General features: G+C 43.8%; 17 protein-coding genes and 1 pseudogene. 9 read left to right on the forward strand and 9 right to left on the reverse strand.

Features of this window, described 5'->3' with window-relative positions:
• The 3 genes from BN1765_RS19725 to BN1765_RS00505 all read left to right on the forward strand — a co-directional run.
• On the forward strand, positions 1–264 hold a 264-nt coding region (locus BN1765_RS19725), incomplete at its 5' end, for a helix-turn-helix domain-containing protein (RefSeq protein ID WP_147554125.1).
• A gap of 1 nt (position 265) precedes the next feature.
• The gene (locus BN1765_RS19730) at positions 266–544 is read left to right on the forward strand and encodes a helix-turn-helix domain-containing protein (RefSeq protein WP_230199551.1); all 279 of its coding nucleotides are present in this window, start codon (positions 266–268) and stop codon (positions 542–544) included.
• Between the two features lie 5 nt (positions 545–549).
• Positions 550–1434: an IS3 family transposase gene (locus tag BN1765_RS00505; protein WP_230199552.1), complete on the forward strand. Its 885-nt coding sequence runs from the start codon at positions 550–552 to the stop codon at positions 1432–1434.
• A gap of 225 nt (positions 1435–1659) precedes the next feature.
• Here BN1765_RS00505 and BN1765_RS00510 read toward each other — a convergent pair.
• The 4 genes and pseudogenes from BN1765_RS00510 to BN1765_RS00525 all read right to left on the reverse strand — a co-directional run.
• A pseudogene (locus tag BN1765_RS00510) lies at positions 1660–2997 on the reverse strand (ABC-F family ATP-binding cassette domain-containing protein); the annotation flags it as partial.
• A gap of 476 nt (positions 2998–3473) precedes the next feature.
• The gene (locus BN1765_RS00515; RefSeq protein ID WP_147554127.1) at positions 3474–3983 is read right to left on the reverse strand and encodes a YwgA family protein; all 510 of its coding nucleotides are present in this window, start codon (positions 3981–3983) and stop codon (positions 3474–3476) included.
• 152 nt (positions 3984–4135) lie between these two features.
• Positions 4136–5437, reverse strand: a complete 1302-nt coding sequence (locus BN1765_RS00520; RefSeq protein ID WP_050613378.1) for an HD domain-containing protein — start codon at positions 5435–5437, stop codon at positions 4136–4138.
• 139 nt (positions 5438–5576) lie between these two features.
• On the reverse strand, positions 5577–5798 hold the full coding sequence (locus BN1765_RS00525) for a YuzB family protein (RefSeq protein ID WP_050613379.1): 222 nt from the start codon (positions 5796–5798) through the stop codon (positions 5577–5579).
• A 383-nt stretch (positions 5799–6181) separates the two neighbouring features.
• Here BN1765_RS00525 and BN1765_RS00530 point away from each other — a divergent pair, with 383 nt between their 5' ends.
• Entirely contained in the window at positions 6182–6940 is a 759-nt protein-coding gene (locus BN1765_RS00530) for an RsfA family transcriptional regulator (protein WP_050613380.1), read from the forward strand.
• A 106-nt stretch (positions 6941–7046) separates the two neighbouring features.
• Here BN1765_RS00530 and BN1765_RS00535 read toward each other — a convergent pair whose 3' ends face one another.
• Together BN1765_RS00535 and pta are read right to left on the reverse strand one after the other, a co-directional pair.
• On the reverse strand, positions 7047–7883 hold the full coding sequence (locus BN1765_RS00535) for an octanoyl-[GcvH]:protein N-octanoyltransferase (protein WP_050613381.1): 837 nt from the start codon (positions 7881–7883) through the stop codon (positions 7047–7049).
• Positions 7884–8196: 313 nt separating this feature from the next.
• Entirely contained in the window at positions 8197–9174 is a 978-nt protein-coding gene (gene pta, locus BN1765_RS00540; RefSeq protein WP_050613382.1) for a phosphate acetyltransferase, read from the reverse strand.
• A 329-nt stretch (positions 9175–9503) separates the two neighbouring features.
• Between pta and hemQ the strand changes: the two genes are divergently transcribed.
• From hemQ to gerQ, 3 genes are all read left to right on the forward strand, one after another.
• Positions 9504–10253, forward strand: a complete 750-nt coding sequence (gene hemQ, locus BN1765_RS00545) for a hydrogen peroxide-dependent heme synthase (protein ID WP_050613383.1) — start codon at positions 9504–9506, stop codon at positions 10251–10253.
• Between the two features lie 186 nt (positions 10254–10439).
• Positions 10440–10871 carry a cell wall hydrolase gene (locus tag BN1765_RS00550; protein ID WP_050613384.1) on the forward strand — a complete coding sequence of 144 codons (432 nt, stop codon included), beginning with the start codon at positions 10440–10442 and terminating at the stop codon, positions 10869–10871.
• A 182-nt stretch (positions 10872–11053) separates the two neighbouring features.
• A complete protein-coding gene (gene gerQ / locus BN1765_RS00555) occupies positions 11054–11593 on the forward strand; it encodes a spore coat protein GerQ (protein WP_050613385.1) in 540 nt (179 codons plus the stop codon).
• A 109-nt stretch (positions 11594–11702) separates the two neighbouring features.
• Here the strand turns inward: gerQ and BN1765_RS00560 are convergent, their stop codons facing one another.
• From BN1765_RS00560 to BN1765_RS00575, 3 genes are all read right to left on the reverse strand, one after another.
• Positions 11703–12077, reverse strand: a complete 375-nt coding sequence (locus BN1765_RS00560; protein ID WP_050613386.1) for a DUF423 domain-containing protein — start codon at positions 12075–12077, stop codon at positions 11703–11705.
• 183 nt (positions 12078–12260) lie between these two features.
• Positions 12261–12542 carry a YwdI family protein gene (locus BN1765_RS00565; RefSeq protein WP_050613387.1) on the reverse strand — a complete coding sequence of 94 codons (282 nt, stop codon included), beginning with the start codon at positions 12540–12542 and terminating at the stop codon, positions 12261–12263.
• A 269-nt stretch (positions 12543–12811) separates the two neighbouring features.
• The gene (locus tag BN1765_RS00575) at positions 12812–13525 is read right to left on the reverse strand and encodes a uracil-DNA glycosylase (protein ID WP_050613389.1); all 714 of its coding nucleotides are present in this window, start codon (positions 13523–13525) and stop codon (positions 12812–12814) included.
• Positions 13526–13811: 286 nt separating this feature from the next.
• Here BN1765_RS00575 and BN1765_RS00580 point away from each other — a divergent pair, with 286 nt between their 5' ends.
• Both BN1765_RS00580 and pdxK read left to right on the forward strand, forming a co-directional pair.
• A complete protein-coding gene (locus BN1765_RS00580) occupies positions 13812–14132 on the forward strand; it encodes a YflT domain-containing protein (protein WP_050613390.1) in 321 nt (106 codons plus the stop codon).
• Between the two features lie 247 nt (positions 14133–14379).
• Positions 14380–15192 carry a pyridoxine/pyridoxal/pyridoxamine kinase gene (gene pdxK / locus BN1765_RS00585; RefSeq protein ID WP_050613391.1) on the forward strand — a complete coding sequence of 271 codons (813 nt, stop codon included), beginning with the start codon at positions 14380–14382 and terminating at the stop codon, positions 15190–15192.
• The last annotated feature ends 42 nt before the right edge of the window (positions 15193–15234 follow it).

Below are 15234 nucleotides of genomic sequence, written 5' to 3' on the forward strand. Positions count from 1 at the left end.
CAAGGCCATACTTCTTTACGTGAACTGAGTAGGCAATTCCAAGTATCACACAAAACCATTAAACGGTGGAAGATTAGATATGAAACGTTTGGAGAGGAAGCTCTTAGAGAAGCGACTACATGGACCCGATATCCAAAAGAATTAAAAATGGCAGCCGTACAGACCTATTTAGATGGTGGCTATTCGTTGACCCAGGTGATCGCTAAATATGGAATTACCAGTGAGTCTGTTTTAAGGAGATGGATTAACCAGTATACNCCTTGAAATCGTTTCTTATTGTCTTAGCCACCAGAAAGACTATCAGTTAACAGCTGACACTTTTCAGGTGTCTTATTACCAAGCATATAGCTGGACAAAAAAGTTTGAAGCAGAGGGCGAAGAAGGATTAAGAGATAAACGTGGACGAACAAGGAGCGAAGCTGAATTAACGCCTGATGAAAAAATAAGATTACAGATGAAACGGTTAGAAAAGGAAAATGAACGTTTGCGTGCAGAAAATTTATTTTTAAAAAAGTTAGAGGAAATCGAAAGGAGGCGTCGTTAGCGAAGATTCGCCACAAAACCCACTATCAAGCGATTCAAGAATTACACGAGAAAGACCATCTCCCTATTCTTTTATTATGTGATATTGCGGGCGTTTCGCGCGCAGCTTATTACAAATGGCTTCAGCGTTCCCCTTCCAAACGAGAGACAGAAAACCGTTCAATCCTGGAAGAAATCCAAGCGATCTATACACAGGTAAATGGCATTTATGGATACCGTCGAGTAGCCTTAAACATCAATCGGAAACGCCAAGCTGAAAACAAACCAAAGGTGAATGTGAAACGCATATACCGCCTTATGAATATAAGGGGGTTAAAGTCGGTCATCCGCCGAAAACGAAAACGGTATGTGTCTTCGCCTGCCCAGCACTTAGCTGAAAATAGGCTGAATCGGGAATTTACAGCTGACAAACCGAATGAAAAATGGGTAACGGACGTGACAGAACTCAAGTATGGCCAGTCACAAAAGGCTTATTTAAGTGCCATTTTGGACCTTTATGACGGCTCCATTGTCAGCTATGTATTAAGCCATTCGAATAATAACCCATTAGTATTTGATACACTTAATCAAGCAATCTCATCGTTAAAAGAAGAAAAGCCTTTGATTCATAGTGATCGTGGCTATCAATACACATCGCATGGGTTCAAGGAAATCATCACTAAAGCCAAATTAACACATAGTATGTCACGGGTAGGGAAATGCATCGACAACGGACCCATGGAATCGTTCTGGGGCACATTAAAATGTGAAAAATATTATCTACATACATATAAGACGTATGAAGCGTTACAAAAAGCGATTGATGAATACATAGATTTTTATAATAATGACCGTTTTCAAAAACGATTAAACGGCTTAAGCCCATTAGAATTTAGGGCTCAAGCCGCTTAAAGCATTTTTGTTATTTCGGCTGTCTACTTGACAGGGAGCAGTTCATACGTCCCTAAACGGTCACTTCCGCTTTTCTCGATCCAGCTGCAGACCTCCAGCTCCTAGCAAACTTCGCGTTTCTCTCTTCAATAAGTCAACATCGGTTCGTTCCTCACCGTGTTTCCTTTATTTCGAAGAGAAACACTCCAGTTTGTACGGAGCTAAACGGAGGTCTTCCGCTTTTCTTTATTCATTCGCCCATTGTTCTACGTTCCAGGTTTTTGTTACCCAGTCTTGGTAGAAGTCTGGTTCGTGGGAGACGAGTAGGACGGTGCCTTTGTAGGCGGCTAGTGCGCGTTTTAGTTCTTCTTTTGCAGTTACGTCTAAGTGGTTGGTTGGCTCATCGAATAGGACCCAGTTGCTTTCTTCCATCAGCAGCTTGCAGAGGCGGACTTTTGCTTGTTCTCCTCCGCTTAGCTGGTTCATCGGGCGGGAGATGTGTTCGTTCTTCAAACCGCAGCGCGCCAAAGCGGCCCGCACTTGGGCTTGTTCCATACTTGGGTATGCATTCCACACGACATCGATCGGTGTGCTGTTGTCCGCTTTTACTTCTTGCTCAAAGTAAATCGGATACAAGAAATCGCCTTTTACCACTTTTCCGCTGAGCGGCGGAATCACGCCAAGGATTGTTTTCAGAAGCGTTGATTTACCGACGCCATTGCAGCCGACAATGGCAATTTTCTCGCCGCGTTCGATTGTCATGTTTAATTTATGGGGAAGCAGGGGATGGTCATATCCTATTTGGAAATCCTTTCCTTCGAATACCCAGCGGCTGCTTGCGCGCGTTTCCTTAAATTCGAACGTTGGTTTTATTGCTGTTTCAGGACGGTCGATCCGTTCCATCCGGTCCAGTTGCTTCTGGCGGCTTTTGGCGCGTCCGGTTGTCGAGTAACGGGCTTTATTTTTGGCGATGAAATCTTCTTGCTTCTTAATGAATTCCTGTTGTTTTTCATAGGCATTTATGTGCTGGTTTTTGTGCAATTCAGCCAGCTCCAGGAATTTTTCGTACGTTGCTGTGTAGCGTGTCAGCTTGGCGAATTCCAAATGGAAAATGACATCCGTTGATGCATTCATGAATTCCGTATCATGGGAAATCAGGATAAACGCATGCGGGTACTCTTTCAAGTATTTGGACAGCCATGTGATATGTTCTTCATCCAAATAGTTGGTAGGCTCGTCCAAAAGAAGGACCTGCGGCTGTTCAAGGAGCAGTTTCGCCAATAATACCTTGGTGCGCTGGCCGCCGCTTAGTGCAGCTACATCGCGCTCAAGTCCGATGGCATCCAGCCCCAGACCGCGTGCAGCATCTTCAATTTTAAGGTCAAGTGAATAGAAACCGCCTGCATCCAATTGGTCTTGCAGCTCGGCCATGCGCTCCAGCAATTCTTCAAGCTCTTCGGGAGTTGCTTCGCCCATTTTCGCTGTTACTTCATTCAGTTCCGCCTCTACGTCAAACAGGTGGGCAAAAGCTTCCTGCAGGACATTGCGGATTGTTTTGCCGGGAGTCAGATTTGTATGTTGATCGNTACCTTTCTTTGAGATAAAGGAAACACGGTGAGGAACGAACCGATGTTGACTTATCGTAGAAGAAATGTGCGAAGTTTGCTAGGCGCTGGAGGTCTGCAGCTAGACAATGAAAAGCGGAAGGACCCGTTTAGCGACGTACAAACTGGAGCGTTTTTCTTGAGATAAAGGAAACACAGCGAACGTAGAGAGCTGATGTTGACTTATCGTAGAGAAAAACGTGAAGTTTGCTAGTCGCTGGGCCCTGCAGCTGGATCAAGAAAAGCGGAGAACACCCGTTTAGCTGCGTAGGGACTGGAGCGTTTTTTTTGAGATAAAGGAATCACAGCGAACGTAGTGATCTGATGATGACTTATCGTAGAGAAAAATGTGAAGTCACCTAGCCGTTGGGTGTTCGGAGCTAGACACCAAGAAAGGTGCTCCGTACAAACTGGAGCACCTTTCTTATAAGGAAATCCCCAAAAAGCGAAGGCCTTTCAATGGGCCTTCGCTTTTTGCTTTAAACTTTCAATGTATGCATATGCTTCGTCGATTTCTTCCAGTGTATATTTCTGTTTGCTTTTTAACGTAAATACTTTTTCCGCCACTTCTTCTTTTTCCAAAGTGTCGAAATACAAGACGGTTGATACCAGTTCAAGGAAACGGGCATTTTGCGCATTCATATCTTGAAGGCATAATTCCAAACGAGGCATGTCCATCTTGTACAGCTGCAAAAATTCCTTGCCTTCCTCCGACAGCGAATAGCAGTAGAGTTGGTAGCCGCCCTTTTTTTCCTTTACTTCATTCAGATAACCCAAGTCGCACAGTTCTTCAATTTTAAGAGTCAATTCCTCCGAATAAGGACCGTAATAATGAAATTCATATTTCTCTTGGAATGGAAAAGAAATTTTTTTGGCTATATAGATCATTTTTTGAAGTTTTTTACGCCCGGCAATTTCGCCGACAGCAGCGATTGCATGAATGATCTTAGCATGTTCATTAAACACGTTCGTTCCTCCTATCAAAAACGTAGACATCAGAAAGCGGCTGCCCTTTTCAATAATGTGGCCCGCAGCCCTTGCTTTTCCTATTTATTATGTCGATTAAAAGACACCCTAAAGGCATGCCGATCCATGTTGGCCCTCCACTTCCGGTTCTGTCAAAGCCCCAAAAGTGCACGGATTTGTTTTTTGATTATTTTTTTGGTTGAGAGATCATTCAAAAAGTCGGCCGGAAAATACAACTTGTGGTCTGTCCGTCTTTTGCCGCTGATGGCATCCACTATCTCAGATTCCCTGGACAGTTCTTTGATATCACCATTATTCATCAATAGATGGATGGGCAGCCGTTCTTCTTCTTCACCGGGACGATAAAAATCATACGGCAGGTCGGAAGAGGAATCCACCACTAAATAATAGGAAGGGTCGATTCCCGCCTTCTTGAACAATCCCGTCAATTCGATCAGCATGGTCATGCCTTTTTGCGATGGCTGAAATTCGATATATTGAAAAAGCCGGCGATTGACAAATCGGCTGCAAAGATCACTCAGGATTGGATCTTTTTCGTTTTCCCATTCTTCAAAGTAGAACATCATTATATTTTCATCGAGCTTCAGATAATCCTGGACAGTCACCTTTTCTTCGAATAAAGACAGGAAATGCCCTGGCTGTTGCTTGAACACATAGTTCTTGTTATACAATTCTTTGGCGCGGTGCAGGATTTTGATTAAGACCACTTCCGCACTACGTGAAACAGGATGGAAGTAGACCTGCCAATACATTTGGTAACGGCTCATAATATAGTCCTCGACCGCATGCATGCCGCTGCTTTTGATGACAACCTGGTCTTCTCTCGGCCGCATGACCCGGAGCAGCCTTTCCATATCGAAATGTCCGTAACTGACGCCCGTATAATAGGTGTCCCTTTGCAGGTAGTCCATTCTGTCGGCATCAATCTGGCTCGAAATCAGGCTGACGACCAGTTTATCGGAATACGTCTTGGCGATGACCTCCGCCACATTCTTCGGAAACTCTGGGGACACTTTCGCTAAAATCCTATGCACCTCTGTATCTCCCAATATAATTTCCCTGGTGAAATGTTCATGGTCCAAATTAAAAACCTTCTCGAACGAATGGGAATACGGGCCATGGCCAAGATCATGGAGCAAGGCTGCACAAAGCGACAGCAGCCTTTGATCCCCATTCCATTCAGGGCGGCCGTCGAACACATCATCAATGATTCGGCGCACAATTTCATATACACCGAGTGAATGGTTAAAACGGCTATGCTCCGCTCCGTGGAAAGTAAAGAAAGTGGTTCCCAGTTGTTTTATTCTGCGCAGTCTTTGAAATTCACGAGTACCAATTAAATCCCAGATCACTCTGTCTTTCACATGGATGTAGCGGTGCACTGGATCTTTAAATACCTTTTCTTCGCTTAATTTCTCTTTAGAATATGTCATAGTAACCTCTTCTTTTTATACTGGCATGCTTTTTTATTATTTTACCATTGAAGCTGTTTCCAATGAAAAATATAAACATAAAAAAATGCCTATGTCTTTTCACAATAGGCATTCTTTATCTATATTCCACGATTTCTTTTTATTTAATCTTCGCTTGGACCTTTTCGATCAACTCATCCTCTGTCGGTGCCGCTACTGGACGGCTGTTCACAAAGGCGAAGGATTTTTTTCTGCCCGGTCCGCAGTATGATTGGCATGCGATATCAATCGATGCATCAGGATCAAGTTTTTTCAACTTTGGAACAAGCGTTTTAATGTTTGTTGCTTGGCATTCATCACAGATTCTGAATTCATTGGCCATCCTATTCATCCCTTTCTACTATTATTTCTTGTTTGCCGTGCCGAGAGAGCGAATAATCGGCATCTATAAACGGAAATACTATATAAACGTTCTTTAAAAAAAGGCATGATCCGCATGGACGTTTGCCTCCTAAAAAACGTGCAGTTCATTCAACACTAAGCGTATTTTACTCCACCTTCCCTTCAAAGTCAAAAGCACATTTAAGCGCTTATAGGACAGGCCTTTGAAGCTTTCCCGGCACTCTTTTAGAAAACAATCTTTTTCAAAAACTACTATCCTTTCAAGCTGATGTATAAAAACTTCACAACTCGTACACAATAGGACTAGCAGAAATTCCCTGAATCCGGAAGCCAAAAAAGATATGAATGAGAGGTAGAGAAGAAATGAAAACTAGACAAGATGCTTGGACAGAAGAAGATGATTTATTGCTGGCGGAAACAGTCTTACGCCATGTCCGTGAAGGAAGCACACAATTGAACGCATTTGAAGAAGTGGGCGACAAGCTGAACCGCACTTCTGCAGCATGCGGTTTCCGCTGGAATGCAGTTGTACGCCATAACTATGAAAAAGCGCTGCAGCTAGCCAAAAAACAGCGTAAACAAAGGCACCGCCTATTAGGCAAGGAGCAGGGGGGCAAAAAGAAACTATTATACTCTCCTCCCGTACCGGCAAACATGTCAGAGGCAATGGAAGGTTTATTGGAACAGCCGCCTGCACTCAACTTTTTGGAAGAAGAGCCAAAAACGGAACAGCCGCTTTACTCCGAGGAAAAACAGCCACAGTCTACACCTACAGCGCCTCTTTCCTCTTCTCTCCAACTCGAGGATATCATTGCCTTTTTGCAATCTATGAATAAACAAAGCTTCCACAATGAAGCGATCTTGGCAGAGAACGAAAGATTGAAAGGCGAAATCCGTGAATTGAAAAACGAACTCTACCGCTATAAAAACATGGCGGAAGAACTTCAGCATAAGATTACTACGATGGAAGAGAGCTCGGAAACAATACAGGAAGATTATGAAACCATCATGAAAATCATGAACCGGGCGCGCAAATTGGTGCTATTGGAGGAGGAAGCCCCCCAGCACAACACAAAGTTCAAAATGGATCGGAACGGGAATCTGGAAAAAGTAGCTGAATGAACGTCCGATCCGGAGAAATGATGTAACATCTATTCATATATAAAACGCCCCTTTCCTACATGGAGAGGGGCGTTTGCTCTTTTTAGCCTTCTATTCGAATAATCGATTAAAGGTTCACTTTATCATTTCGCTCTTGCATGCGAATGAGATAGTTTTCATACAGATTTGCTTCTTCTTCAGTAAGAGAAGAAGCAAACACAGTGCCGCCGTAATCCTGTAAAGCTTTAAGCAACATAAGGGTGACATCATTCACCGACAATTGCACGCCCAGTAATTCACTCAACGACGCCATCACATCCGGAATGATTTCCGGATAAGCAAATTTGGTGGTTTCGTTTCCAATCGCTACCCGGTAGAAATCGCGGATCATGGCAGCCCGCTCCGAACCGCTGCCGTTTACACACAAATAGATCTGGACAGCAATTCCGTTTCGGATGCGCCGTTGGGATATGCCGGCAAATTTCCGCCCATTAATGCTTAAATCATAGCTGCCCGGACAATAGGATCCAACAATTTCTCTCGCTTCAATCTTGCAATCATATTGCCGGAACATATAACGAATCAATTCAACCATCGTATCGTACCCACGATTGATATCAATCCGCTTGGACTGCTCTGTGAACACTAGTGAAATATTGAGCACTCCTTCGTCAAGGACAACAGCCAAACCGCCTGAATTCCGGACAATCGCCCGATATCCTTGCTCCTGCAGAAACGCAAGCCCCTTCTCTAGAATAGGCAGTCTGCTGTCTTGAATCCCCAATACGACCGTATTGTGGTGCACCCATATTCTCGCTGTCGCAGGCGACTTGCCCTGCCCTGCAACATGGCAGAGCGTATCATCCATGGCAAAAGACTGCAAAGCCGAGAATGATTCACCCATCGTTGACTGATCGATGACCCGCCATGATTCTTGATTTAATAAAGAATGACCCTCGTTCATATGATCCCTACCTCTTCTATACTATAAAATATGAAAAAGCAGCCATAGCACCATCGCTTTCTATTAAAAAAGCAAGGCGTTAACTGCCGCTTAGACGTTTAACGTATCGCCTGTCACAGTGAACGGGCAAAGGAAAGTCCATTGCCCGTTGCTTCCTATATCAATTCACAAAAAATAATGTCTTTATTCCCCTTCTAACAATCGCTATTACTCCCACTTCGCAACGAGAGTGAAAATGAAGAAGTGCAAGCGGGTCTCAAGCCCCAGTCAGAACTTCGGTTGGTTGAATGTCCCCTGCCGACCAACGTTTACTTTATCGTTGCAACGCTTGTCCTGCTGTAATAAGTGCCAATTTATACACATCTTCTTCATTACAGCCGCGTGAAAGGTCATTAACAGGACGGTTCAACCCTTGCAGGATTGGACCAACAGCTTCAAAATTGCCTAAACGCTGGGCGATCTTATAGCCGATGTTGCCAGACTCAAGGCTCGGGAATACAAATACGTTCGCATCTCCTTGTATCGGAGAATCAGGAGCTTTTTTTGCAGCTACTGAAGGAACAAATGCCGCATCGAATTGGAACTCGCCATCAATGATCAGCAGCGGACTCTGCATCTTCGCTAATTCGATCGCTTTGGAAACCTTTTCCGTTTCCGGAGAGTTGGCTGATCCTTTCGTCGAGAAGCTAAGCATCGCTATCCGCGGTTCTATATTAAACATCTCGGCCGTTTTAGCGCTCTCGACAGCAATTTCTGCTAGATCATTGCTGTCCGGAGCAATATTGATCGCACAATCGGCAAAGACGTATTTCTCGTCACCGCGCACCATAATGAACGCACCTGATGTCTTTCTGACGCCCTCTTTCGTTTTAATAATCTGCAAAGCCGGCCGGACCGTATCCGCCGTTGAATGCATTGCTCCGCTGACAAGCCCATCCGCCTTGTTTACATAAACCAGCATGGTTCCAAAGTAATTAGCATCTTTTAGAATCACTCGAGCTTCCTCGGCCGTCACTTTCCCTTTGCGCCGTTCAACAAAAGCCGATACAAGTTCTTCCAACATGATAAAATTCTCTGGATCATATATTTCAATCGAATCAAGGGAAACCCCCAGTTCATCCGCTTTGCTCTCAATATCCGCAATATTGCCGATTAGGATTGGCGTCAATATTTTTTCAGCAGCCAATCTTCCCGCAGCTACAAGGATTCGTGTGTCTTTGCCTTCAGGAAACACAATCTTGATGTTTTGCCCTGTCACTCTTTCTTTCAAAGCTGGAAATAAATCACTCACGATAGGATCCTCCTTCATTTCTATACGTATTAGCATACTCTGTCCAAACGGAAATTTCTATGCATCTAAATGAAAAAAAGCGATTTCTCCGAATAATTAAAAATGGCTATACCTATATATCCAGCCTTTTCTATCCTTCTTTTCCTTAATGGAAGATATTGAAACATTGTTCCTTCTAAGGGCTTAGGTTTCTCCCCCTGATTTACAGGCTGGAAAATACAAAGATAATTCTAACAATTATATGTCTGTGAGCCGTTGAGAACTGTTTTTATAGGGTCTTATGGTATAGTTAGGAAGTAAAAAGAAGGTAATCATGGGAGTGATAAAAAATGAGTGAAGCTGCACAAACACTGGACGGCTGGTACTGCCTGCATGATTTTCGCACAATCGATTGGACAATCTGGAAAATGCTGTCCAGCGATGAACGCCAAACTGCTATTGCAGAGTTCTTGGCACTAGTTGAAAAATGGAAGAAAACTGAAAACGAAAAAGCCGGAAGCCATGCCCTTTATACAATCGTCGGCCAAAAAGCTGATTTTATGATGATGATTCTTCGACCTACAATGGAAGAATTGAATGAGATTGAAACTGAATTCAACAAGTCAAAATTGGCTGAATATACAGTTCCAGCCTACTCATATGTATCTGTTGTCGAATTAAGCAATTATCTTCCTTCCGATTCAGATGAAGACCCTTATCAAAATCCATATGTCATTTCCCGCCTATATCCTGTTCTGCCAAAGTCCAAGCATGTGTGCTTCTATCCAATGGATAAACGCCGCCAGGGTAATGATAACTGGTATATGTTGCCGATGGACGAGCGCCGGGCCATGATGCGTTCCCACGGTATGATTGGCCGTAAATACGCCGGTTTAGTAAAGCAGATCATTTCGGGCTCTGTCGGCTTTGATGATTACGAATGGGGCGTTACACTCTTTGCTGACGATGTTCTTCAGTTTAAAAAGCTCGTGTATGAGATGCGTTTCGACGAAGTGAGTGCGCGCTACGGCGAATTCGGAGCCTTCTATGTCGGCAACCTTTTAACAGAGGAAAAAGTAGCATCCTTCCTGCAAGTCTGATCACTTGCGGCTTAATAGATATAAAACGTAAAGATGCCAGGAACGGTCATACCCATGCCTGGCATCTTTTTTTTGGCATTAAAGGCCTTCACCAGGCATATAGTTAGAACAGTAAGGGTTCCTTATGGCTTTTTTCAAAGAATGGTTTACTCACAGCCAGATCCAACAGACGAATGAGGTGGACAAATGGGTGTTATTCCTTATAACGAGGAAGATGTAAAGCTTTTGGCCCGGCTGATGCGGGCTGAAGCAGAAGGAGAAGGGGAATTGGGCATGCTGATGGTCGGCAACGTAGGCGTAAACAGGATCAGGGCAAACTGTCTTGATTTTAAGCAAGTCACCAATATGAATCAGATGGTTTTTCAAAGTCCAGGCGGGTTTGAAGCAACCCAAAAAGGCTACTTCTATCAGCGGGCACGGGAACAAGATATTGAATTAGCGCGCAAAGTAATCAAGGGGAACCGCTATCACCCCGCGTCTTATGCTTTATGGTTTTTCCGCCCAGAAGGAGATTGCCCGCCTACCTGGTATAACCAGGCGAACTCCGGCAGATATAAAAACCACTGCTTCTTTGAACCTAATGGAGACGACTGTCCAGGCGTCTACTCTACCTTCTGAATTCTTAATCGTCCAAGTAGGCAGCCCTGTCTTCTGCCAAGGGGGCGCGGCTGCTGCCTTTTTCACCCTCACATAATGCTTTCTCCGCGGCCTGCTATTGACCAATAACAGGCGTACATCAACGTTTAGCTTCAAAAAGAAGGCAAGGACAAATCGAAGATGATGAATTGGAGGTTAAAAGCATGAATCAATCCGGTTCCAATCCGTACGCTAATTATGGTTATTCAGCACCGCCGCAGCGCCAGCCGCAACAGCAAGTTCCATATTACAACACCATGCAAGGCGCTCCGCAGCAGCCTACTATGTATCCACAACAGCAGGCCCAGCAGCAGGCAGGCCAAAGCACAGGCTACCAGGGAGGACCGTTGGCAGCTTCCGGCAGCCTGCTTGTCCCGACCCAGAACGCACCGACAACCGGTGTTCAGGTCCCCGGTATGCTTCCAATCGAGCAATCATATGTTGAGAATATCCTTCGCTTAAATAAAGGCAAGCTGGCCACCGTTTATATGACATTTGAAAACAACAATGAATGGAATGCAAAAATATTCAAAGGCATCATTGAAGCGGCCGGCAGAGACCATATTATCCTGAGCGACCCGCAAACAGGCATCCGCTATCTATTATTGATGGTCTATCTCGATTACATTACATTCGATGAGGAAATCGAGTACGACTATCCGTTCAATACTGCCGCGCCAATGTCTACCTATTCTCCACGCTGACCATAGTGGAGACCGCGCAAAAAATCCCCTTTCACAAGGGGATTTTTTTATACCATTTTATTCTATTTTAACCGGCACTAAAACTCCTTCAACTCAAGAGTGGGAGCGATTAAAGTTTCACTTTATAGACTGCCACAATGAGGAGAATCCAAGCTACGATGAAACTTACTCCCCCAATTGGCGTGATGGCACCAAGCATTTTGATCTGTGTAACGCTCAGTACATATAAACTTCCTGAGAATAAAATGACACCTATAATCATCAGCCAACCCGACCAGTTGAGCGATGGCTTCATTCCATATTTTCCAGCGAGCAAGCCAACAATCATCAGCCCGGTTGCATGAAACATCTGGTATGTAACTGCCTTTTCCCATGTTATTACGTATTTTGCCGGAATCCTCCCATCGAGGATATGGGCTCCAAAAGCCCCCAATGCGACAGAAAGTGCGGCATATGCAGCACCGAATATAAAAAATAGTTTCATGATTCCCCCCACTTTCATATTTAAGTCCTGCGAAAATATTGTTTAAAAATAATATATATTCGTATATTTCTATTTAATCATACATTTCGCCCAAAGAACACGATCTTGTTCTTCCCCTGTGAACAAGCGATGTCATCCACTTACAAAAACGCGTTCTCTTCCACAAGCAAAAATGCTTTACCATTAAAAATCCAGCAAGGACGAACCATTCGCATCTTCCAATGACATTGGTTTGCTGATAACGGTCTCTGTCGTCGGCATTTGCCTAATTGGCTGCCTGTCTATATCAGGTTGCCGAAGAGGCACTGTCGGTCTTTCTGCCAGTTGTTCATCTTCAGCGATCAATTCGCACAATGCCTTTATTGCCAACACATAAGCTTGTTGTTTTTCAAAACTTGGAGCTGATTTTGCCTTCAAAAGCAAATCCTCCATCTTTTTTAACACCTTTTGAGTGGAGACTTCCATAACTTTCACCTCTTTTTATTTATGATAACAAGCTATTCCTAATCCGTTATTTGGGAGTATATTTCATGCATTCCTGCCCGGAGGAGCTATAAACAACGGCAGAAGGCATTCTTTTTGTCTTAAAGCCAAAAGCTTTACATCCTCTGGGCGAAGAAGGATCCCAAGTGATGTGATAGAATCTGCATTTCATACAATTCACCCGCTCCTGTTTTTTCATCCTTCTCCCCCCTATTCGGCTCTCCTTGGTTTCACGTGGAACACAAATTTCTTCAGCAAAGCCAATTGATCTTATTCGCCGTTTCCTTGAAGCCGGAAAATTTCAGAAAATCATCTTCATACTTTGCGCTGCACATCATCGGATGACGGCTTTCATAGAAAATGCCTTCCTTAATGAACGCTTTATTACTCTGCGCTTCCCTCCCCCATAAAAACCAAACAATCTTTGGATTGAAAGCAGATATATAAGACATTACCTGCTGGGAGAATGTCTCCCAAATGGCCCGGTGGCTATTCGGTTTGCCTATCTCGCATGTGTATGAGGTATTTAGGAATAATACTCCCTGCTTTTCCAGGCAATCAAACCATTGATGGGGCTCACTGATTGTAAATCGGCCTTCAAGCATTTCTTCCTTGATCTGTTGAAAGCTTTTAATCTCTTTATATTCTTCTATATTTTGTTGATCTTTATGGAGCAGCCGGATGATATTCTTTAATGACACTTGCCGAAAAGGCTGGAACCAGCTTTCCATATTCCCTACTTCGAATGCCCGTCCGGTGGCTACTCCCTTCGCTGGGTACACATCCTGCCCCAGCCAAATCACTTTGACCCGGCTCAGGTCTGTTTCCAAAAAACGAAGGACCTTATCCCGGTCGACGGGGTTATAATTGTCGCCGATTTGCGCCTCGATCTGTTTTAATTCATCTACTATTTCTTCCGTAAGAAATGGTTTCCAGGAAGAATGAATATAGTGTGGCAATAACATCGTTTTCCCTCATTTGCTCATTCTTAATTGTATTCTCATTGTAACCTAACAGCTCTATATTCTCTATCTGTCTGACTCGCAAAGAATATCGTGAGGGATGGTTTTCGCCAAGCTCCTTTTTGGAAAAAGATAAACAAAAGATTAGTCCATTATTTTTTGTTTTTGGCATTAACATGTTTTATAGATGGTTATCCCGGCTATATATACAGTATGAGCGCAGCAACACTACTAAACGATTGCACAGCCTACGATCACTCTTAAAAAAGTTCTTAGGAGGAATGTTTATATGAATAAAGTAGAAGTTGTCGAAAACGGAATACAAGCAAAAGAAAAAATTGATGAATTAAATGCTTCAGGATACACGAAAGAAAATATTTATATCTTCGCCCACGACAAAGACCGTTCCGAACATTTGACTGAAAACACCGATACAGAGAGTGTGGGAATCAAGGAACAAGGCATGTTGGATGCCATGGGCAACATGTTCCGCTCCCGCGGCGATGAACTTCGCTCCAAAATGCAAAACCTCGGTTTGACTGCAGACGAAGCAGCCAAATACGAAGAACAGCTTGACTACGGCAAGGTTGTTATTGTAGTTGCTCAATAAACCACTCCAAAACCTCTTTCCCGCCTTTAGCGGAAAGAGGTTTTTCTCTGTCTTTGCAGACTCTCTGCATCAGCCTTACTAAGCCGAGAAATAGCCATGCACCATATAATTAAAATCTTGTAAAATTACAGTATAGTATTATAATTTAAGAAAGAATTAAACTGAATGTATATGCGGCTGCACCCTTGACGCTGACTGTTAAGCCCTTCCAATTACTTTTAATAACTAGAGGAGGATACGTACGACTATGAAAAAAGCATTAACGATCGCCGGTTCTGATTCAAGCGGCGGCGCCGGCATGCAGGCTGACCTAAAGACATTCCAGGAGCTTGGTGTATATGGCATGACGGCTCTGACGACTATTGTTGCCATGGATCCGAAAGACCATTGGAAACACCAGGTTTTCCCGATTGATATCCAAACATTAGAGGCGCAATTAAACACCATTCTTTCCGTCGGTGTAGATGCTATGAAAACAGGCATGTTAGGATCTGTTGAAATCATCGAAATGGCGGCACAGAAGATCAAAGAACATAATCTTAAAAATGTAGTCATTGACCCTGTTATGGTATGCAAAGGCGAAGATGAAGCCCTCTTCCCTGAACACACGACTGCTTATCAAAAATCCCTTCTCCCCCTTGCCACTGTCACTACGCCAAATTTATTCGAAGCGGCACAGCTGGCAAATATGAAAGCCATCACTACGGTGGACGAAATGAAAGAAGCTGCTGAAAAAATCCATGCCCTTGGCGTAAAATATGTCATCATCAAAGGCGGCAGCAAATTGAAAGGCACCGAAAAAGCGATTGATCTGTTATTTGACGGCAAAGAGCATAAAGTCATTGAAAATGACCTGATCGACACGCCTTATACACACGGCGCCGGCTGTACATTCGCGGCTGCCATTACTGCTGAATTGGCATTGGGCAAGAGCGTGGAAGAAGCGATCGACGTCGCAAAGGATTTCGTTACAGAAGCCATTAGACATTCATGGAAACTGAATGAATATGTAGGGCCCACTATGCACGGTGCCTATAAATTGTACGGCAAACAATCATAATGAAGACAAGCCCGGCGGAATGCCGGGCTTATTTTTTGCCTG

The organism is Bacillus testis (assembly GCF_001243895.1).
GTDB classification, from domain to species: domain Bacteria; phylum Bacillota; class Bacilli; order Bacillales; family DSM-1321; genus Bacillus_AD; species Bacillus_AD testis.